Origin of the sequence: Micromonospora sp. CPCC 205554, from assembly GCF_036902745.1 — a bacterium.
In the GTDB taxonomy this organism is placed as follows: domain Bacteria; phylum Actinomycetota; class Actinomycetes; order Mycobacteriales; family Micromonosporaceae; genus Micromonospora; species Micromonospora tulbaghiae.
In genome coordinates this window covers 600,265-619,833 of record NZ_JBAKHP010000001.1, presented here as the reverse complement: position 1 = coordinate 619,833, position 19,569 = coordinate 600,265, and the positions used below count along the sequence as shown (strand labels likewise).

The 19,569-nt window shown below is 73.9% G+C and carries 13 protein-coding genes and 2 pseudogenes; 3 read left to right on the top strand and 12 right to left on the bottom strand.

Going from position 1 to position 19,569, the window contains the following annotated elements; translation table 11 throughout:
• Positions 1 to 8 precede the first annotated feature (8 nt).
• The 4 genes and pseudogenes from manD to V6U82_RS02680 form a co-directional block, all read right to left on the bottom strand.
• A complete protein-coding gene (gene manD, locus V6U82_RS02695; protein WP_334458972.1) occupies positions 9 to 1,217 on the bottom strand; it encodes a D-mannonate dehydratase ManD in 1,209 nt (402 codons plus the stop codon).
• An 88-nt stretch (positions 1,218 to 1,305) separates the two neighbouring features.
• Complete coding sequence (locus V6U82_RS02690; RefSeq protein WP_181726501.1) at positions 1,306 to 1,476, bottom strand: hypothetical protein; 171 nt, start codon at positions 1,474 to 1,476, stop codon at positions 1,306 to 1,308.
• A gap of 117 nt (positions 1,477 to 1,593) precedes the next feature.
• The gene (locus V6U82_RS02685; RefSeq protein WP_334458970.1) at positions 1,594 to 1,986 is read right to left on the bottom strand and encodes a hypothetical protein; all 393 of its coding nucleotides are present in this window, start codon (positions 1,984 to 1,986) and stop codon (positions 1,594 to 1,596) included.
• A gap of 126 nt (positions 1,987 to 2,112) precedes the next feature.
• Positions 2,113 to 2,622: pseudogene (locus V6U82_RS02680) on the bottom strand (alkaline phosphatase PhoX); the annotation flags it as partial.
• On the opposite strand from V6U82_RS02680, the pseudogene V6U82_RS02675 reads away from it, so the two are divergent.
• Positions 2,576 to 2,929 (top strand): annotated as a pseudogene (locus V6U82_RS02675) (M23 family metallopeptidase); the annotation flags it as partial. The pseudogenes V6U82_RS02680 and V6U82_RS02675 sit on opposite strands and share 47 nt — an antisense overlap.
• 9 nt (positions 2,930 to 2,938) lie before the next feature.
• On the opposite strand, the gene V6U82_RS02670 reads toward V6U82_RS02675, so the two are convergent.
• The 3 genes from V6U82_RS02670 to V6U82_RS02660 form a co-directional block, all read right to left on the bottom strand.
• The gene (locus tag V6U82_RS02670) at positions 2,939 to 3,352 is read right to left on the bottom strand and encodes a DUF4260 domain-containing protein (RefSeq protein WP_334458968.1); all 414 of its coding nucleotides are present in this window, start codon (positions 3,350 to 3,352) and stop codon (positions 2,939 to 2,941) included.
• A gap of 144 nt (positions 3,353 to 3,496) precedes the next feature.
• Positions 3,497 to 4,981, bottom strand: coding sequence for a class I adenylate-forming enzyme family protein (locus V6U82_RS02665; protein ID WP_334458967.1), 1,485 nt, complete (start codon positions 4,979 to 4,981; stop codon positions 3,497 to 3,499).
• A gap of 22 nt (positions 4,982 to 5,003) precedes the next feature.
• Positions 5,004 to 6,245 carry a hydroxymethylglutaryl-CoA synthase family protein gene (locus V6U82_RS02660; RefSeq protein ID WP_334458966.1) on the bottom strand — a complete coding sequence of 414 codons (1,242 nt, stop codon included), beginning with the start codon at positions 6,243 to 6,245 and terminating at the stop codon, positions 5,004 to 5,006.
• A 126-nt stretch (positions 6,246 to 6,371) separates the two neighbouring features.
• Here V6U82_RS02660 and V6U82_RS02655 point away from each other — a divergent pair, with 126 nt between their 5' ends.
• Positions 6,372 to 6,911, top strand: coding sequence for a DUF1697 domain-containing protein (locus tag V6U82_RS02655; protein WP_334458965.1), 540 nt, complete (start codon positions 6,372 to 6,374; stop codon positions 6,909 to 6,911).
• An 11-nt stretch (positions 6,912 to 6,922) separates the two neighbouring features.
• On the opposite strand, the gene V6U82_RS02650 is transcribed toward V6U82_RS02655, so the two are convergent.
• The 5 genes from V6U82_RS02650 to V6U82_RS02630 form a co-directional block, all read right to left on the bottom strand.
• Positions 6,923 to 8,203, bottom strand: a complete 1,281-nt coding sequence (locus V6U82_RS02650; RefSeq protein WP_334458964.1) for a cation:proton antiporter — start codon at positions 8,201 to 8,203, stop codon at positions 6,923 to 6,925.
• Positions 8,200 to 9,018, bottom strand: coding sequence for a Crp/Fnr family transcriptional regulator (locus tag V6U82_RS02645; RefSeq protein ID WP_258544631.1), 819 nt, complete (start codon positions 9,016 to 9,018; stop codon positions 8,200 to 8,202). The genes V6U82_RS02650 and V6U82_RS02645 overlap by 4 nt, the downstream gene beginning before the upstream one ends.
• Before the next feature lie 499 nt (positions 9,019 to 9,517).
• Entirely contained in the window at positions 9,518 to 11,731 is a 2,214-nt protein-coding gene (locus V6U82_RS02640) for an acyltransferase domain-containing protein (protein WP_334458961.1), read from the bottom strand.
• A gap of 5 nt (positions 11,732 to 11,736) precedes the next feature.
• Positions 11,737 to 12,495, bottom strand: a complete 759-nt coding sequence (locus V6U82_RS02635; RefSeq protein WP_334458958.1) for an enoyl-CoA hydratase-related protein — start codon at positions 12,493 to 12,495, stop codon at positions 11,737 to 11,739.
• A 6-nt stretch (positions 12,496 to 12,501) separates the two neighbouring features.
• On the bottom strand, positions 12,502 to 13,383 hold the full coding sequence (locus V6U82_RS02630; RefSeq protein ID WP_128139033.1) for a DUF6039 family protein: 882 nt from the start codon (positions 13,381 to 13,383) through the stop codon (positions 12,502 to 12,504).
• Between the two features lie 198 nt (positions 13,384 to 13,581).
• On the opposite strand from V6U82_RS02630, the gene V6U82_RS02625 reads away from it, so the two are divergent.
• Positions 13,582 to 19,563: an SDR family NAD(P)-dependent oxidoreductase gene (locus V6U82_RS02625; protein ID WP_334458955.1), complete on the top strand. Its 5,982-nt coding sequence runs from the start codon at positions 13,582 to 13,584 to the stop codon at positions 19,561 to 19,563.
• The last annotated feature ends 6 nt before the right edge of the window (positions 19,564 to 19,569 follow it).

Sequence of the window (19,569 nt, the reverse complement as noted above, 5' to 3'; positions counted from 1 at the left end):
CGGCGCGCTCACCAGGGGTGCACGGTACCGTCCGCCAGCCGGTTCACCGGCAGGTAGGCCGGTGCGTACGGGTAGCGGGCCGCGGCCTGCTCGTCGATGTCCACCCCGAGCCCCGGGGTCTCGGCCGGATGCAGGTAGCCGCCGTCGAAGTGGTAGCCGTGCGGGAACACCTCGTCCGTCTGTTCGGTGTGCCGCATGTACTCCTGGAGGCCGAAGTTGGGGATGGCGATGTCCAGGTGCAGCGCGGCGGCCATGCAGACCGGGGAGAGGTCGGTGGCGCCGTGCGAGCCGCTGCGGACGTGGTGCAGCGCGGCGAGGTCGAAGATGCGTCGCAGATGGGTGATCCCGCCGGCGTGGACCACAGTGGTGCGAATGTAGTCGATGAGCTGTTCCCGGATGAGCTGGGCGGCGTCCCAGATGCTGCTGAAGACCTCGCCGACCGCGATCGGCGTGGTGGTGTGCGAGCGGATGAGCCGGAAACCCTCCTGGAGGTCCGCCGGGACGGGATCCTCCATCCAGGTCAACGCGTACGGCTCCAGGCTCCTGCCGAGCCGCGCCGCCTCGATCGGGGTGAGCCGGTGGTGCACGTCGTGCAGCAGGCGGAGGGTGGGGCCGAACTCCTCACGGACCCGGGCGAACACACCCGGCACGTGGGCCAGATATGCCTCCGTCGACCAGGTCGTCTCGGTCGGCAGCGCGGCGTCGGCGGGCTCGTAGAACATCTTGTCGGCGCTGACGCCGTACGTCCGGGGCAGGCCGGGCACGCCGCACTGCACCCGCACCGCGCGGTAGCCGAGGTCGACGAAGCGGGCGACCTCGGTGAGCACCTCGTCGACGGTCTCGCCGTTGGCGTGTCCGTACACGGTCACGCCCTCGCGGGACCGGCCACCGAGCAACTGGTAGACGGGCAACCCGGCGACCTTGCCCTTGATGTCCCACAGCGCGGTGTCCACGGCGGCGACGGCGCTCATCGTGACCGGACCGCGCCGCCAGTACGACCCCTGGTAGAGGTACTGCCAGGTGTCCTCGATCCGGGCCGGATCACGCCCGATCAGCAGCGGCACGACGTGGTCGCGCAGGTAGGACGCGACGGCCAGTTCCCGGCCGTTGAGGGTGGCGTCGCCGACGCCGGTGACTCCCTCGTCGGTGACGACCTTCAGCGTCACGAAGTTGCGGCCGGGGCAGGTCACGATGACCCGGGCATCGACGATTCTCATCCGGTCTCCCCTGCGGTCGGCGCGCCCGTCACCACAGAATTATCCATCATCGTCGATAAAGGAGGGGGCCGGTGCGGGGCTGGACCGGTCAGGCCGGTTCGGGCACGCCCCCGGGATCCCCGTCGTCGGGCATCGGCTCGACCGGCGCCTCGGGCAGTTCGCCGGGCGTGTCCGGGAGGAGTTCGCCGGGGTCGTCCGGCACGTCCTCACGCGGGTCGATCGGCGGGTACACCTCGGGATCGAGGTCGGGGTTGGTCATCGGCCCAGTATCCGATGCCACCGCCGGGACCGCTCGCCGGTGCGACAGCCGGTGCCAGCGGCGGGCGGACACGTCACCGGGAACGCCGGCCTCTGCCGGCCTCCGATCCGCCCGCCGTCACGGGCTCTCACCGTCGCCGGCCGAGGTCGCGGACGACCGGTCGGCCGGCTTGCGCAACCACAGCCACACCCCCGCCAGCAGGCACGCCGCGCCCCCGATCGCGACCGCGACCTCGGCCGGTTCGGAGAGGTCGTCGAGGAACGGGAAGGTGTGCGAGGCCGCCATCGCCAGAAACCCGATCAGCAACAGGAGGCCGGCGGCGATCCGCTGGAGAACCATGCGCGTCATTGGATCACGCCGTCGACCGCAGCCCGGAGGCGCCGTCGCGCCGGCCTGCCGGCGGACGCGGGTGTGGTGGACGTCCTGCGTATGCGTGCTGGTGAAACGCAACGCCGGATCGCGCTCGGCTTCGCGGCGTACGGCGTGTTCGCGCTGACCGGGGCGCGCCACCGCAGGGTCCGACCGGCCGGCGGGGGCCCGGTCGTCCCGGCGGAGCGCGTCGGCGAGGGACGCGCGGTGAAGACCGGGCGTCCCTCGCCGGGCGGCCACGTGCCGGTCAGCGGCGCCGGGAGCCGGTCATCGGCGGAACGGCCCGGTGACGCAGTAGGTGATGCCGCCGGAGGACGAGCCGGTCGTGCCGCGCTGCGACGAGAAGTACAGCCGGTCCCCCGCCGGGGTGAACGCCGGCCCGGTGATCTCCGAGCCGCTGTGCCCGGTGATCCGCAGGAAGACGGAGATCTTGTCGTCCGGCGTGATCATGCAGATCTCCATGTTGCCGCCGTCCTCCGCGACGTACAGGTCACCGGCCGTGGACCCGGTGATGTTGTCGACGCCGGTCAGCGGAGCGGTGCCGGGGCTGACCAGGTTGTCGTCGTAGGCGAGTTCGTACGTGCCGGCGGCCAGGTTGACCTGCCACACGCGGTTGTCGCCCTTCGTGGTGAACCAGACGGTGTCGTCCGCGTAGTGACACCCCTCGCCGCCGTTGAACGTCTTCGCGCCGGACACCTGCTGCCGGGTCGGCGTGGGCGAGCCGTCCGGGTCGGGGATCAACGGCTCGCTGGGCGGTCGTACGCCGGAGGATCCGGACGGGCCGCGGGGACGCGGCGGCGGCTACTGGGTCAAGATCGACCACGGCGGGAAGTGGGAGACGCAGTACCTGCACCTGCTCGAACCGCCGTCGGTGAAGGCCGGACAGCGGGTGGCCCGGGGTGACCAGCTCGGGCGCGTGGGCAGCACCGGGAACTCCGGCGCCCCGCACCTGCACTACGAGCAGCGCCGGGGCTGGGAGAAGGTGGAGGCCCACTTCGACGGCGTGCCGTCCGGGATCACGTCCGACGACCGCGAGTACTCGGTGCGGCTGACGAGCGCGAACTGCCGGCCGTCCCGCCCCTGACCGGGGCTGTCAGCGTTCGCCGGCGGACGGCCCGGCGCGGTGGGCCTTCCCGATCCGGCCGAGGTGGGTGTGCTCGAACCCCTCGGTCGTCTTGAGGCCGTAACCCAGGGCGCGGTCGACGGCGATGTGGAACGCCCACGCGACCGCGAGCACTCCCAGCCAGTCGATCCGGTCGCCGGACACGGCCGCCGCCACGGCCACCGCGCCGAGCACCGCCGGCAGCGTGTACGAGTGCGCCACGTTGTAGCAGACGGCGCCGACGCGCGGCCCGCGCAGGTAGCCGAGCATGGACAGGTCGAAGACGAGGAAGAGGGCGAGCAGCGACCACCACGGGTAACCGGCCGCGACGGTCACGACGACCGCGAGGGCCGCGACGGCGACGGCCTCCGCGCGCTGCGCCGCGACCGGGTTCAGCTGCGGCATCTCCCACCTCGATGTCTGTCCGTGGCCACCGCCCAAGGCCCGGCCACCCCGGCGGCCGAGGTGGCCGGAGGCAGCCGGCTCGCGCCGATACCCGCCCAGACAGGGTACGCGGCGGAGGCCGTGCGACGGCGACAACCGCGACGGTCAGCCGCCGAAGCGTTGCCGCAACTGGAACTTCAGCACCTTGCCGGTGCCGCCGCGGGGCAGCGCGTCGAGACGGTGGATACGCGCGGGAACCTGGTGCGGCTCCAGCCGCTCGGCGAGGAACGCGACGAGCGTCGCGTCGTCCAGGGCCGGGTCGGCGGCCACGACGGCGACGACGATCTCGCCGTGCTCCGGGTCGGGCAGCGCGACGGCTGTGGCCTCCCGTACCGCGGGGTGGTCGTAGAGCGCGGCCTCGACCTCCAGCGACGACACGAGCTTCCCGTCCGTGGTGATCACGTCGGTCATCCGGTCGAACAGGAACAGCTCGCCGTCGGCGGTGGCGCGTCCGAGGTCGCGGGTGCGGGTCCATCCGCCGGCGTGGACGCGGGCGTTGAGGGCCTGGTCGAGGTACAGCCGCTTGGGCGCCTCGCAGCGCAGCCACACCTCGCCGAGTTCGCCCGGCGGCAGCGGCTCACCCTGCGGGTCGACGACGCGCATCTCGGTGCCGCGTCCGGGGCGTCCCAGCCACATCGGCCGGTCCGGGTCGACGTTGCCCAGGATGATCGCCGGCACCGCCTCGGACTGCGCGTAGGCGTTGGCGATGGTGGCGTTCGGCATGGCGGCGAGCAGGTCACGGGCGATGCGCGGCGGCATGATCGCCGACGCGTTGCCGATGGTCTTGACCGAGCCGAGGTCGTAGCGGTCCTGCGGGCGGACGGCGGCGAGCCGGATCGCGGTCCACGGGGTCAGGATGAGCGTCGCGCAGCCGTGCGTGGCGAGCAGGCGGGCGATCTCCTCCGGGTCGTCCGGGGAGCACACGATCAGCGGCGACGGCGTCGTGGTGGCCAGCACCGCGACGGTCGTCGCGCTCGACGTGGTGCCCAGCGGCATCGGCGCGAGCAGCGGCGCGGGGTCGACCAGCTGCCCGAGGGCGGCGGACCCGCGCCCGTACGTCAGGTTGCCGTGCGGGTTGGTGAACGGCTTCGCCGGCCCGGTGGTGCCGGAGGTGTAGAGGATGTCGGAGATGTCCTCGGGGGTGACGCCGGTGTCGACGGCGCCGGTGTCGCCCTGGTCGAGGTCCGCGACGACCACCGACCAGCGTCCGGCGTCGTCCCGCCACGGGGGCAGCGCAGCGCCGCGGATCACACCGGCCACCCCGCACTGGTCGAACCGGCGGCGCAGCTCCACCGCCGGCATCGTGTCGTTGACGTGTACGGCGGTGGCGCCGGCCTTGAGCACGCCGAGGTAGGCGACCGCGTAGTCGATCCAGTCGTCGCCGCCGAACAGCAGCGCCACCCGGGCGCCCCGGCCGGTGCCGCCGAGCCGGTCGAGCACCGCGCGGGCGACGGCGTTCGAGCGCCGGTCCCAGTCGCCGTAGGTGATCGCCGTCTTGCCGCGGACGTTTATCGCCTCCTGCTCGGGCATCAGGCCGGTGCGGTGCCGGAGCAGGTCGGGCACGACGACCGCGGACGTGGGCACACTCATGGGTCCTCCTCGGATGGCGCGGTCAACTCCACCGGTACACGCGGTGGAAGTCTTCGATCCGGTCGAGCAGCAGCAGGCCCCGACCGGCCACGTGGCTGTCCAGCACCGACCGGTAGGGGCCGGTGTCCAGGACGGCGTCGCGGACGCCGAAGGCACGGTCGGCGGTGTGCCGGCTCCACTCGTCGAACTCGGCGACGGTGAGCCGGCGGCGCTCCTGCACGGCGCGGGCGAGCGGGCGGGCCGCGAGCCGGCCGGCGGCGCGCTCCGTGACGACCCCGCTGAAGAACTCGGACCCGCAGCCGGAGCCGTAGGAGAACAGGCCGATCCGGCGGGCCACTGTGAAGTCGGCGTGGTCGATCAGCGAGCACAGCGCGAGGTAGAGCGAACCGGAGTAGAGGTTGCCGATCTCGCTGGTGTACGACAGCGACGGGGCCACCCGCGCCGCGAAGTCCCGGTCGATGTCGGCCGGCGCCATGCCCTTGGTCTTGCGCAGCAGCGTGCGGTGGGCGCCCTTGACCATCCCGGCGAAGGGGATGTGGAAGACGAGGTGGTCGAACGTGGTGACGATGTCGGCGCCCTCGACGCGGTCCCGGTAGGCGGCGAAGCAGCGTTGCAGGCAGGTGAGATAGGCGAGCAGGGACAGGTCGGAGTTCACCACGTCGACGTCCGGCCGTGGTCGTAGCGTGTCCATCACCTCCTGGGTGTGGTACCCGCTGGCGCCCAGGTCGAGCCGCAGCACGTCGGGCGTACGGCTGACCAGCATCGCGACCGCGCCGGCGCCCTCCGACGGCTCGAAGTAGCTGCCGGCCGCCGCGACGCCGGCGATGTCGGTGGCGACCACGAGCGCCCGTGCGTCCGGCACCGGGCTCGCGGCGATGATCGCCGCCGCGCTCTGCAGGGCCGCGGTGCCGCCGTAGCAGGCGTGCTTGACCTCGAAGGACCGGCAGCGCGGCGGCAGGCCGAGAAGGTCGTGGACGTAGGTGCTGATCGGCTTGCCGAAGTCCAGCCCTGACTCGGTGGCCACCACCACCAGTTCGATCGCCTCCCGCTGCTCCGGCGACAGCGCGTCGACCAGCGGCCGGGCGGCGTTCACCGCGTGGGTCACCTGGTCCTCGCAGGGCAGGCTCACCGACCGGCGGCGCATCATCAGGTTCGGCAGCCGCGACGGGTCCAGGCCGCGCGCCTCGAACAGGCTCGGCACGTCGACGTACGCGCGCCCGGGATAGACGTGGAGATCCTCGATGCCGACCGCCGTGGTGATCATCCTCGGGCCTCTCCTCTTCGTGGATCCCTCACCGTCGCGGTCCCTGACGTTGTACGACCCCGGGCCGGGCGTGTCTGCTCAGAGTTGAGCGGCCGCGACCGGCCCGGCCGGTTACCATCCCGGGTCATGACGAGATACGTCGCTCTGTTGCGTGCGGTGAACATCGGTGGCGGTAGCTCGATGGTGATGACGGAGCTGAAAGAGGTCTTCGTCTCCTGCGGCTTCGACGGCGTGGCGACGTACATCCAGAGCGGCAACGTCGTGTTCGGCTGCCCCGAGACCGACGAGGCCGCGATCCTGGCCGAGATCGACAGGGGCATCAAGCAGCGGTGGGGCCGCAACGTGCCGGTGCTGCTGCGCAGCCTGGCCGAACTCGACGCGATGATCGCCGCCAACCCGTATCTCGACGTGCAGACCGATCACACGAAGCTGCTCGTCACGATGCTCAGCAGCGACCCCGGCGCGGACAAGCAGGCGGCGCTCGCCGCCCCGCCCGGCGAGACCGGCACGCTGACGCTGCTCGGCCGGGACGTGTTCGTGCACGTCCCCGACGGGTACGGGCGCAGCAAGCTCAGCAACGCCTTCGTGGAGAAGAAGACCGGCGTGGCCGGGACGACCCGCAACTGGCGCTCGGTGCTGAAGCTGCGCGACATGGCGGCGGGCTGATCGCGTACCCGTCATCGGGGGCTCACCACCGACGGGCCGGACACGGCGCCCGAGGCGCTGTCGCCGGCGTCGGCGGCCCGCCCGAACCGCTCCGCCAACGACAGCAGCGGGCCGGTGAGAATCGTCGTGACCAGCGCCATGACGAGCAGGGCGAGGAACAGCGGCGGGCTGAGGATGCCGGCCTGGAACGCGACCTGGAGCACGATGAGCTCGGTCAGCCCGCGCGTGTTGAGCAGGATGCCGATCCGCGTGGCCTCGGCGGGAGCGCAGCCGCCGAGCCGGCCGCCGAGATAGCCGCCGCCGATCTTTCCGACCAGGCCGAGGACGAGTACGACGACCACCAGCGACCACGGCGTGCTGCCGACCGCGCCGGTCAGCGCGGTGAGCCCGGCGCTCACGAAGAAGATCGGCAGCAGCGACCGCCCGAGCCGGGACACGGCGGCGGTCGGCGCGTCCCAGGGCTCGCCGGGCGGCACCGCCAGGCCGACCAGGATCGCGCCGAACACCGCGGTCAGCCCGAGGAGGTGGACGCCGAAGCCGACCACGAGAGCCACGACGCCGAGAGCCACGGCACTGGCGGCCGGCCATCGGCCGCACCACCGCGCCGCGCGGCCGCGGCGCAGCACCCATCGGATCCCGCCGGCCAGCAGCAACGCTCCGGCGAGGACCGCCGTCGCGCGGCCGAAGGTCGCCGGATCCCCGGCGCCCAGCCCGACGGCCAGGGACAGCAGCAGCCAGCCGACGACGTCGACCACCACGGCGGCGGCCAGCGCGAGGGCACCGGCCGCCGTCTCCGTCAGGCCCCGCTCGGTCAGCAGCCGCGCCAGCACCGGTACGGCGGTGATGGACAGCGTCACCGCGACGCCGAGCACGAAGGCCGGCATCGGCGCGTCGCCGCGTACGGCCGGGCCGGCGACGAACTGGACCCACAGCGCGACGAGCACACCGCAGGCCAGCGCGGGGACGAGCGCCCCGGCGGTCACCCAGGCCAGCCTGCGGTCGTCGCGCGCCGGCCCGACCCGCAGCTCACGCGCCAGGCCGACCAGGAAGAGCACCAGGGCGCCCTCGGCGACCAGGCGCAGGAGTGCGCGTACGTCCTCCGGCAGCACCGCCGCCAGCCCGTCGTGACCGGCGAACAGGACGACGGCCGGCCCGACGAGGAGACCGGCGACGATCTCACCGATCACCGGCGGTTGCCGCAACAGCCGCGCCGCGGCTCGTCCGGTCCCGCCGACGAGCAGCAGGGCCACGAGCAGCCCGGCTCCGTGCAGGAGGACCAGGGCGGCGCTCACGCCGACAGCTCCCGTTCGCCGCGCAGCAGGCGCGCGCCGTTCACCGGCCGGATCGGGTCGGCGCCCCACCGGGCGGGCTCGTACTGTCCGCACTCCACGTACCGGGTCAGCGCCGGCTCGTTGATCAGGAGATATCCGCCGGGCAGCTGATCCACCAGCTTCGCCGCGCGGAAGTGCTTGAGGAACAGCCCGACGCGGGACCGGGTGGTGCCGACCATGCTGGCCAGCTCCTCCTGGGTGATCTTCGCGTCGATCTGCATGCCGAGGTTGAGCCGCCGGCCCACCTTGCGGGCCAGTCGCAGCAGGGTCGCGGCCAGCCGGTGTTCGCTGTCCATCGTGACCAGTTGGGTGATGGCCTGCTGCTGGTCGAGCAGCTTGGCCATGAGGAACCGGGTGAAGTGCCAGTTGAGCTGCTCGTCGCTGCTCAGCAGGTCGAACAGCTTCGCCGAGTTGACTCTCCTGATCACACTGTCGCGCATGGCCCGGGCGGTGTCGTGGCGTGGTCCGCCGAGCAGGCCGAGCTCGCCGAACATGTCGCCCCGCGTGTGGATCGACAGCAGGCACTGCTTGCCGTCGGCGGAGGACGCGATGGTCTTGAACTGGCCGACCTCCACGAGGTACATCCGCAGATCGTGGTCGCCGGAGTTGTACGCTGCCCCGCCTCGCGGGACATGTGTGCGGACGGCGAAAGTCGGGTCGTCCCGGATCAGCCGATTCAGCTCGTTACGCAAACTGGTGGTGGCGCCGGCGATTCGCAAGGAGGCCTCCTGGCGCCCGATGTCGGAGCTCGGGCGTGTTGTCAGGTTCCTGAACATTCGCTGGTGAAATGCGTGACGCTATCAATCGTTGACAGTGCAGCCGCCACGCCGGCAAGTAATCTGTCAGCGCGGTGTCGGCATACTGTCGGAATTGCAATACGGCCCGTGCCGGCCGTTCGTCCCGTTGGCCGCCCTCGGCGCACCGCGTGCCCGGCAGCGAGGCGGCTCCGCCACATCTTCGCAGGTGACGGGCGTTATGCCGGGTGGAGGCATGGTGCGGCCCGCGATGTCCATCGATCTGTGGTGTCTGATTCCTTCCACGTTCGGGACGCGTTCATCCAGTGAAGCAAATGCATGCAAGGGGCCTTCCGAAGGGTGTGGGCGAGGGTTGCACATACTGCTCGATTGAGCGGTATTAATGCCCGCCGCCATCGTAACTAATTGGGTGACAGGTGTCTACGCAGAGCAATGACCAGGCATTTTGCGACCTCGGTTCGGCTCGTAGGGGGTGATTGTCAGCGGAATGGGAACCGGCTGGCCTTTTTAAGGATTTAGGTCAATTTGCCTCGCTGAGCAGGCGCTCGGTGACCAGCTCGGCGTGCCGGGACCGCCAGTCGGCCAGCGGCTCCGCCGCGACGAGCCGGTTGAACGCCCCGACGTCGGTGGAGGCCGGCACCCGGTAGTTCAGCCGCTGGCCCGGTGTGCCACGCAGGGCCGCGGTGGTGGCCTCCCGGCAGTAGGCGGCGCAGACCGACGCGAGCACGTGCCGGTCGTCCCGCCCCGCGACGCCGAGATCGGCGCGCACCTCGTCCAGCGGCCGGCCGAAGTGCGTCCGCTCCAACTCGGCGAGCCGCCGCGGACCGACGTCGGCCAGCCGGTCGTAGCGCAGGAACATCCGGTACAGCTCCTCGGCGCGAGCGGCGAACAGCGTCCCCCGGTGCGCCACCGGAGACCGCGCGCCGAGCTCGAACAGGTCCGGATCGGGCGCCTCGCGGACGTCGGTGACGTCGAGCGCGGCGAGCAGATCCTTCGCCGCGTCCGAGGTCGCGGCCTCGGCCGTGCACTGGTTCACGGTCGTCGTGACGACGAAGTCGGCCCCGAGCGCGAAGGCGGCGGCGACGGCCGCCGGGGTGCCCACCCCGGCCACCCCGATCCGCACCGCCGGCGCCTCCCGGTCGCGCACGGCCACCAGGGCCGGCACCAGCGCGTGCGCGTCCCGTTCGACGGCCACGTCGGTGGCGACCGCCTCCCGTGCCGCCGCGCCCGCTGATGCGCTGTCCAGGTGCCCGGCGGCGGCGAGCGCCCGTACCGTCGCCGGATCGGCGGGGCGCAGGAACCGGACCGCCGTGGCCAGATCGGGGGCACGGGCCAGGACCTGCCGGGGACCGTCGCCGTGCCGGAACCGCACGAGCTGCGGCGACACCACGGCGAGCGGGCCGGTGACCTCCACATGACGTACGTCGTGGGCGAGGTACAGGTCGCACAGCGCCCGCTCGTCGCCACCGGACGGCCAGGACATGCCGTACCGGCGGACGTCGCGCAGCTCGGCGAGCGCCGCCCGGATCTCCGGCGGGGCCAGACCCTGGGCGCCGAAGAAGCCGAGTAGCCCGGCCTCCGACAGCCGTCGCAGGAACGCCGGTGACGTGACGCCGAACGGCGACGACCCGGCCAGGCAGGCGTACCGGATGCCGTAGTCGGCCCGCAGCCCGGACGAGCCCGCCGGACGCGGACGCGACGCGGCGGCCGGCGGCGGCCCGGAGTCGTGACCGCGGCCCACCGGCGCGGCCGGTGGCGGTCCGGGGGCGGGACCGCGCGCGGCCGGCGGAGGCGGAACGGCAGGCGCCACCGGTGCGGCCACCGGAGGCGCGACCGACGTGGGCGGCGGGACGGGCGCGGCCCGGGTGAGCGGCCCGCCCTGGGCGGGTGCCGGCAGGCTCCCGGCGGCCCGGCGCCACATCTTGGTCAGCACCTCACCGGGACCGACCTCGACCGGCTCGGCCACCCCCGACCGGGCCAGCAGGCACATCGTGTCCCACCACCGGACCGGCTCGACGAAGTGCCGCAGCAGCGTGCCCGGTATCTCGCCCGGGACGTGGGGCGCCCCGGTCACGTTGCTCACCACCGGGATCGACGGCGGCGCCGGCGCGACCTCGCGCAGGGCCACCGCGAACGCCTCCGCGGCGCCGGCCATGAACCGGGAGTGCGCCGGCACGCTGACCGCCAGCGGCACACACCGGCCGGTGCCGTGCCGCCGCACCGCGTCGACGACCGCGCGGACGCCCGCCGCGCTGCCCGCCAGCACGAACTGGTCGGGCAGGTTGTGGTTGGCGAGGTCGACGTCCGGGATCTCGGCCAGCAGCTCCGTCACCCGCGACAGCGGCAGGCCGAGCACCGCCACCATGCCGCCCCCGGTCACGCTCTCCATCAACTGTCCACGACGGACGACCAGGCCCAGCGCGCTGTCGAAGTCCAGGCAGCCGGCGAGGTGCAGGGCGGCGTACTCGCCGAGGCTGTGCCCGGCGACCACCTCGGGCGGCGGCCGGCCGTCCGCCAGCGCGGCCCGGGCGGCCAGCACGCTGACCAGGAACACGGCGGGCTGCACGTACCGGGTACGGCCGAGGTACTCGCCCCGGGCGTCCCGGCACAGCTGCGCCGGTGGCACACCGATGATCCGCTCGGCGGTGGCGCACTCGGCGGGGAACCGGTCCAGGAGACCCTCGCCCATGCCGGGGTGCTGCGAGCCCTGCCCCGGGAAGACCCACGCGCGCACGGCGATCACCGTTCCCAGGGGTAGCGGCCGTGCGCGACGAACTCCGTGATCCGCTGCCGGACCGCGGGCGCGGACATCAGCCGGCCGAACTCGGTCACCGCGTGCTCGCGCAGCCGGTCGTCGACGCCGGAGAACGCCCGGAAGTACCGCTTGGCGTCGCCGACGACCACCGGGTCGAGGCGGTTGAGGCGGAACAGCAGCTGCCGCAGCACCGTCTCGGGACGCTCGGCCACCTCGTCGACGAGATGGATCCGGTACGCCTCGGCCGCGGAGATCGTCTGCGTGCTCAACGTCGCGGCGTACGCCTTCTGGAACCCGACCCGCCGCACCAGGAACGGCAGCACGCAGCAGGGCAGCAACCCCCACAGCGCCTCCGGCAGCGCGAACGTGCTGCGGGCGGTGGCGTGCACGAAGTCGCTCGCGGCGGCCAGCCCGACACCACCACCGGCGACCTGCCCGTCCACCTGGGCGATCACCACCCGCGGCACGGTGGTGAAGCGTTCCAGCAGGGCGAAGAACGCCGCGCCGCCGTCGGAGGCGCCATCGTCGCCGGCGGCGCTCCGGAAGTCCATGCCGGTGCTGAACACGCCGTCGCGCCCGGCGAGGACCACCGCCCGGCAGGCGGCGTCGCCCTCGGCCTCGTCGAGCGCCGCGTGCAGCTCGCGCAGTGTCTCGTCGTCGATGCCGTTGCGCCGCTCCGGCCGGGCCAGCGTGACGCGCAACAGCCCGGGCTCGCGCCGGAGCTCGATCGTGCGGTACGCCATCGGTGCTCAGGCCGTGCCGCTCGGCACCTGCGGCAGCAGCAGCGTGTCGCGGATGCTGCCCTCGATGAACAGCCGGTCCCAGGTGCCGCCGCCCTTGGACTCGTGCAGCCGGCGCCGGCCGAACACCTCGGTGGCCATCTCCTTGCCCCGCTCCAGCTCGGCCAGCTCGTGGTAGTCGTCGACGCTGCGCAGGTGGATCAGCTGGAACAGGTGGTCCTGCTGGCCCCACGTCTGCTCGTACAGCGTCGCGGTGACCCGGCCGGCGAGCCGCTCGTTGACGAAGTGCTGCCAGTGGGCCGCGTACATCCGGCCCTCCTCGCGGAACTCGTACTTGACGTCCGAGGTCCGCATGACGATCGCGCCCGCGGTCGCGGAGTTGATCTGCTGCTCCGGCGGCTGGTTGAGCTGGGACGAGGCGGGCGGCACGAAGGTCGCCGGCTCCGCGTCGTCGTCGCCGTCGTGGTCCATCCCGTGCTGCGGTACGAGCACGTCCTCGTGCAGGCTGCGGTGGACGAAGATGCGGTCCCAGTTGCCGCCGCCCTTGTGCGGCAGCCGGTCCTCGTCGGAGATCCGGCGGAACTCCAGGTCGTGGTCGACCATGTTGAGCAGGATCCGGTAGTCCTGCGGGGACTTCAGGTGGATGAACCAGTGCATCCGGTCCCGGCCGCCGAACACCTCCTCGAAGGCGAACGAGGTCGCCACGCCCTCCTGCGAGGTGTTGATGTACTGCAGCAGGTCCACGCTGAACTGGCGCCCCTCGGCGGCGAACCCGTAGGCCATCTGGCCGACCCGGTGCAGGATGAAGCCGGAGTTGAGCGTGTGCAGCACCCGCTCCAGCGGCAGCGACGATTGGTTCAGCGCGCGGTACGGCTCGACCGTCGTGGTCATCGGTTCGCTCCTCAGGTGAGATCGCCGGTTCCGGCCCGTTTCTACGGGGACGGCCGACGGCGTGTCTGCTCACGGTTGAGCGGGCGCCGCAAGCAACCGGCCTGCTCAACGTTGAGCAGGCGAAGCCGGTACGACTGCCTAGCGTGATGTCTCGGCCGGGATCCACGGCCGTCGACCCTTCCCAGGCGGGCAGGTGCCGTGACGCAACAGACCGATCCAGCCCACGCCGTTGTCCTCTCCGCCGCCGATCCGGAGCGGCTACGCCGGTCCGCGTACCGGCTGCGCGAGCACGTCTCCACCACGGAGCCGGCGCTCGACCTCGCCGACGTGGCGTACACCACGCAGGTCGGCCGGATGCCGTTGCCGCACCGGCTCGCCGTGCGGTGCGCGAGCGTCGCGGACCTGGTCGGCGGACTCGACGCCTATCTACGGGGCGAGGCCCGCGACGGGGTGCTGCACGGCGTCGCCGGGGCGCCGTTCGCGCCGGCCGCCGCGGCGACCGACGCCGACGCCGCCGCGGACTGGGTCGGCGGCGGCCTGGTCGACTGGCGGCGGTACTGGCCGGCACCACGCCCGCGGGTGCCGCTGCCCGGCTACCCCTTCGGCGCGGCGCCGCCGGCCCCGCCCGCCGCACGGCCGCACGACCCGGCCGGGTCGCTGCGGGCCTACCTGGTCGAGGTGTACGCCGAGGTGTCCGGCCTGCCCGCCGAGTCCGTCGACCCGCTCCTGCCGCTGACCGAGCTGGGCCTGTCGTCGTTCCTCGTCACGCGGCTGACCGCCCGGCTGGAGAGCGACCTGGGCGAACGGTCGCGGACGCTGTTCTTCGAGCACGCCACCCTCGCCGAGGTCGCCGCGGCGCTGGCGGCGGCCGGCCGCACGGCACCCGCCGGCGCGGTTCCCGCCGAGCCTGCCGAACCCGCCGCGGCACTCGCCGCGCCCGCGGCACCTGCCGCGCGGCCCGCCCCGGCCGTCGTGCCGGCCCCGGCCGTCGCCGTGGAGCGGGAGCCGGGGGAGGAGCGCGAGACGGAGATCGCCGTGATCGGCGTCGCGGGACGCTACCCGTGCTCGCCCGACCTCGACGCGTTCTGGGACAACCTCGCCGGCGGCCGCGACTGCGTCACCCCGCACCCGCCGGACCGGGCGCGACCGGGATGGCCGACCCACCTCATGGACGGCGGGTACCTCGACGACGTCGACCGGTTCGACCCGCTGCTGTTCGGCATCACCCCCCGCGACGCCGCCCTGATGGACCCGCAGGAACGGCTGTTCCTCGAAGTGACCTGGGCCGCGCTGGAGAGCGCCGGGTACACCCGCGCCCGGCTCCGGGAGCGGCACCACTCCTCGGTCGCCGTGTACGCGGGCGCGATGTGGAACGAGTACCCGCTGTTCGGGGCGGAGCGGACCCTGCGCGGCGTCCCGCAGGACTCCGGCGCGACGCTCGGCGGCATCGCCAACCGGGTGTCGTACTGCTTCGACCTGCACGGCCCGAGCCTCACCGTGGACACGATGTGCTCCTCCGCGCTGGTCGCGCTCGACCTCGCCGTGCAGAGCCTCCGGCGCGGCGAGGCCGAACTGGCGGTGGCCGGCGCCGTCAGCCTGTCGCTGCACCCGAACAAGTTCATCCAGCAGCACCGGATGAAGCTCACCGCGAGCGACAGGCGCAGCCGGACCTTCGGCGCCGGCGGCGACGGGTTCGTACCGGCCGAGGGAGTCGGCGCGCTGATCCTCAAGCCGTTGCGGCGGGCGCTCGACGACGGCGACCCGGTGCACGCCGTGATCCGCGGCACCGCCGTCGTGCACGCCGGACGGACGAACGGCTACATCGTGCCCAGCCCGGTCGCCCAGGCCGACGTGGTACGGCGGGCGCTGCGCGACGCCCGTACCGGACCCGCCGAGATCGGCTACGTGGAGGCGCACGGCGCCGGCACGGCACTCGGCGACCCGGTCGAGATCGACGGCCTGACCCGGGCGTACCGGGACGCGGCCGGGACCGACCTGCCGCCCGGCGGCATCCCGATCGGCTCGGTGAAGTCGACGATCGGGCACACCGAGGCCGCCGCCGGGCTCGCCGGTCTCACCAAGGTCATTCTGCAACTGCGGCACGGCGTGCTCGCGCCGTCGCTGCACGCCGAGGAACTCAACCCGAACATCCCCTGGGACGCCGTGCCGTTCCGGGTGCAGCGGCAGCGGGCCGAGTGGACCGGCCCCCGGGTCGCGGGCGTCAGCTCGTTCGGCGCCGGGGGCACCATCGCCCACGCGATCGTCGCCGCGCCACCCGCCCGTACCCGGCCGGTCGCGCCGCCCGGCCCGCAGCTCGTCGTCCTGTCCGCCTACGACGAGGACCGCCTCGACGAGGTGGTGCGGCGGCTCGTCGCGTACCTGCGCCGGGACCGCGGACCGAGCACGGCGGACCTCGTCGCGGCGGTCCGGCGGATCGCCGCCGGGGAGCACCCCGGCTCGGCCGCCGACCACGCCGCCGCGCTGCTGGCCCACGACGGGCCGGCCCTCGCCGACATCGCCTACACGCTCCAGGTCGGCCGGGAGCCGCTGCGGCAACGGCTGGCGGTCGTGGTCGAGGACGTCGCGACGTTGTGCGAACGCCTCACCGCCTACCGCACCGACCCCGCCGTGCTGCGCGGCCGCGCCCCCGCGGCGCCGGACCCGGACGCCGCGCCGCCGGCCGGCGCGAGCCTGACCGACCTCGCCCGGCACTGGGTGACCGGCGGAGCCGTCGACTGGGCCGCGCTGCACGGGCCGGGCCGGACCGTCGTGGACCTGCCGGCGTACCCGTTCGCCCGCATGCGGTGCTGGGTGCCCGAGGACGTACCGGCCGGCGCCGGGCCGTCCGGCACGCAGACGCCGATCGCCGAGCCGTCGCCGGCCGCCGGGGCGTCGCCGGCGCCGATCGCCGAGCCGGCGGCGGCCGCCGAGGTGCCGCTCTACGCCAAGGGGTGGGAGCCGGACCCCGATCCCGGACCGGCCACGCCGCCGGTGGCCGGGGTGATGCTGTGCGTCGGCGGCAGTCCCGATCTCGTCGCCCGCCTCGGCGGCCTGGCCGTGCACGACGTGGCGGACCTCGCCGCCGTGCTGTCCCGTGTGCCCGGCGTCGGCGGGCTGGTCGGCCTGCCCGGCGGACCCGGCTGGGAGACCCGGGTACGGATGGTGCAGCGGCTGCTGGCCGAACGTCCCACCACGCCCTTGCGGATCCTGGAGACGAACGTCGACGACGTCCGCACGGCCGGCTTCGTCAAGGTTCTCGGCGCCGAGTACGCCCGCGTCACCTCCACCGTGCTGCACACCGACCGTCCCGGCGACGACACCGACCTCGCCGCCCGGATCCTGGCCGAATGGGTACGGGCCGACGCCTACGGCGAGGTCCGGTACGCCGACGGCCGGCGGTACCGGCCGCGCCTGGACCTCGTACCGGCACCTCGTGCGCCGCTGCGGTGCGACCCGGCCGGGGCGTACCTGGTGACCGGCGGCACCCGGGGCGTCGGCGCGCTCGTCGCCCGGCACCTGGCCGCGCACGGGGCCCGGTCGATCGCCCTGATCGGCGTCCACGCGGACACCGGGGTCGCGGACGACCTGCGCGCCCGCGGCGTGCGCGTGCTCCAGCACGCCGGCGGGTTCCCCGGCGTCGAGGAGTTCCTGCCGCAGGTTCGCGCCGAACTCGGCCCGCTGCGCGGCGTCGTGCACTGCGCCGGTGTGGAGAGCCGGGGCAACCCGGCGTTCCTGCACAAGGACCTGGCGGACGTACGCGCGGTGATGGCGCCCAAGCTGGACGGCTTCGAGACCCTGGCGCCGCTGTGCGCCGCCGACCCGCTCGACTTCTTCCTGGTGTTCTCCTCGGTGTGCGCCACGGTGACCGGGCTGGCCGCCGGGGTCTCCGACTACGCCGCCGCGAACATCGCCGTCGACGAGCTGGTCCGCGCGCGGATCGCCGCCGGCCGCACCGAGTTCCGCTCGGTGGACTGGCCGCAGTGGGCACAGACCGGGTCCACGAGCGGACGCCCCAACCCGTGCGCTCCGGCCGGGCTCGCCCCGCTGGACGACGCCGCCGGGCTACGCGTCGTCGACCGCGTGCTCGCCCTGCCGGCCGGCGCGGTGGTGCTGCCGTGCCCGCCGCTCGGCGACGCCCCCGACCCGGACGCCCTGCTGCGGGTGCGCCCGCGCCGTCCGGCGCCGACGCCACCCACCGCCGTGACAGCCGCTCCGGCCGCCGGTACCCCCGCCCCGGCCTCGACCCCGGCCCCGGCCTGGTCCTCGGCCCCGGTCCCGTCTTCGGCGTCAGCCCTGGCCTCGGCGCCCGCCCTGGCTACGGGCACGGCCACGGCCCCGGTGGCGGCGGGCGGGCCGGCGGCCCCGCCGGGATGGCTCGTGGGCATCTTCTCGGCGGCGCTGGGCATTCCCGAGCGCGACCTCGACCCGACCGTCGAGTTCGGCGACCTGGGTGTGGACTCGGTGCTGCTCGGCGAGCTGCTGGTCCGCATCGAGGAGCGGCTCGGCACCCACCTCGACCCGGCGACGCTGCTGCTGCACCCCACGCTGGAGCGGCTCACCGCCCACCTCGGCGTGCAGGCCGCGACTCCCGAGCCCGAGCCGGAGACGGCGCCCGAGGCGGTGACCTCACCCGAAGCGGTGACTGCGCCCGTACCCGTGACTGCGCCCGTACCCGTGACCGCGCCCGTACCCGTGACTGCGCCCGTACCCGTCGATGAGCCGGCGGCGGCGCGGGCGGCGGGCGGCCGGACGCGGCCGGACCCGGACGGGCGGGTGGCCGTGATCGGCATGGCCTGCCGGTTCCCGGGGGCGAGCGACGTCGCGACGCTGTGGGACAACCTGCTGCACGGGCGCTGCGCGGTCACCGAGGTGCCGGCCGAGCGCTGGGACCACCGCCGCTGGTACTCGCCGGAGCCCGGCCTCGGGCGGTCGATCAGCAAGTGGGGCGGCTTCGTCGAGGGCATCGAGTGGTTCGACCCCGGCTACTTCGACATGGGCGACGACGAGGCCCGCTGCCTGGACCCGGCGATCCGGATGTTCCTGGAGGGCACCGCCGAGTGCCTGGCCGAGGCCGGGTACGCCCCGGACGAACTGCGCGGCCGGCGCGTCGCCGTCGTGGCCGGAGCGCGGCTGTCCGACTACGGCCGGCGCGTCCCGATCCGCACCGACGTCCTGCGCTCCGACCAGAACTTCATCGCCGCCCGCGTCGCACACCACTTCGACCTGCGCGGCCCGAACCTGGTCGTCGACAGCGCCTGCTCGTCGTCGCTCGTCGCGGTGCAGGTCGCCTGCCGCAGCCTGCTCGCGGGGGAGTCGGAGCTGGCGGTCGTCGGCGGCGTCGAGGTGCTGCTGGACCCGGAGACGTACCTCGACCTGAGCGCCGCCCGGGCGCTGTCCCCGACCGGCCGGTGCTGGACGTTCGACGAACGCGCCGACGGCTTCGTACCCGGCGAGGGCTGCGGCGTGGTGCTGCTCAAACCGCTGGCGGCCGCGCTCGCCGACGGCGACCGCGTCCACGCCGTGATCGACGGCGTGGCGGTGAACAACGACGGGCACACCATGGGCGTCACCACCCCCAACCCCGCTGCCCAGGCCGACGTGGTCCGCCAGGCGCTGGCCGCCGCCGGCCGGCGCCCCGCCGACATCGCGATGCTGGAGGCGCACGGCACCGGCACGCTCATCGGCGACCCGATCGAGCTGCGTGCCCTCAACGACGTCTTCGGCGACCGGCCCGGCGGCCGGATCGAGATCGGCAGCGTGAAGTCGAACCTGGGCCACCTGCTCAGCGCCGCCGGCATGGCCGGACTGTTCAAGGTGGCGCTCGCCCTGGAACACGGCACGATCCCGCCGACGCTGTTCTGCGACACCCCGAACCCGCGGTTCGACTTCGACCGCTCGCCGCTGCACCCCACCACGGAACCGGTCGGCTGGCCCGCCGGATCCGAACGCGTCGCCGGCGTCAGCTCGTTCGGTCTCGGCGGCACCAACGCCCACCTCGTGCTCAGTGGCGCGCCGCCGGGGCCGGTCCGCCGGGCGCCGCTGCCCCGGCCGGTGTTCCGGCGCCGGCGGCTGTGGCTCGACGGCGACGCGCCGGCCGAGGCGCCACCCCCGGCCCGGCCGGACGCGGGCGAGCCGCTCACGGCGTCCCTGCTGCGACTGCAACTCGTCACCACCGACTGACCAGCG

What these genes read in the sequence shown, in the direction of transcription:
- manD (WP_334458972.1), bottom strand. Translation starts at nt 1,217, where the DNA reads ATGAGAATCGTCGATGCCCGGGTCATCGTGACCTGCCCCGGCCGCAAC.
- V6U82_RS02630 (WP_128139033.1), bottom strand. Translation starts at nt 13,383, where the DNA reads ATGACCACGACGGTCGAGCCGTACCGCGCGCTGAACCAATCGTCGCTG.
- V6U82_RS02690 (WP_181726501.1), bottom strand. Translation starts at nt 1,476, where the DNA reads ATGACCAACCCCGACCTCGATCCCGAGGTGTACCCGCCGATCGACCCG.
- V6U82_RS02655 (WP_334458965.1), top strand. Translation starts at nt 6,372, where the DNA reads ATGACGAGATACGTCGCTCTGTTGCGTGCGGTGAACATCGGTGGCGGT.
- V6U82_RS02645 (WP_258544631.1), bottom strand. Translation starts at nt 9,018, where the DNA reads ATGTTCAGGAACCTGACAACACGCCCGAGCTCCGACATCGGGCGCCAG.
- V6U82_RS02670 (WP_334458968.1), bottom strand. Translation starts at nt 3,352, where the DNA reads ATGCCGCAGCTGAACCCGGTCGCGGCGCAGCGCGCGGAGGCCGTCGCC.
- V6U82_RS02665 (WP_334458967.1), bottom strand. Translation starts at nt 4,981, where the DNA reads ATGAGTGTGCCCACGTCCGCGGTCGTCGTGCCCGACCTGCTCCGGCAC.
- V6U82_RS02660 (WP_334458966.1), bottom strand. Translation starts at nt 6,245, where the DNA reads ATGATCACCACGGCGGTCGGCATCGAGGATCTCCACGTCTATCCCGGG.
- V6U82_RS02635 (WP_334458958.1), bottom strand. Translation starts at nt 12,495, where the DNA reads ATGGCGTACCGCACGATCGAGCTCCGGCGCGAGCCCGGGCTGTTGCGC.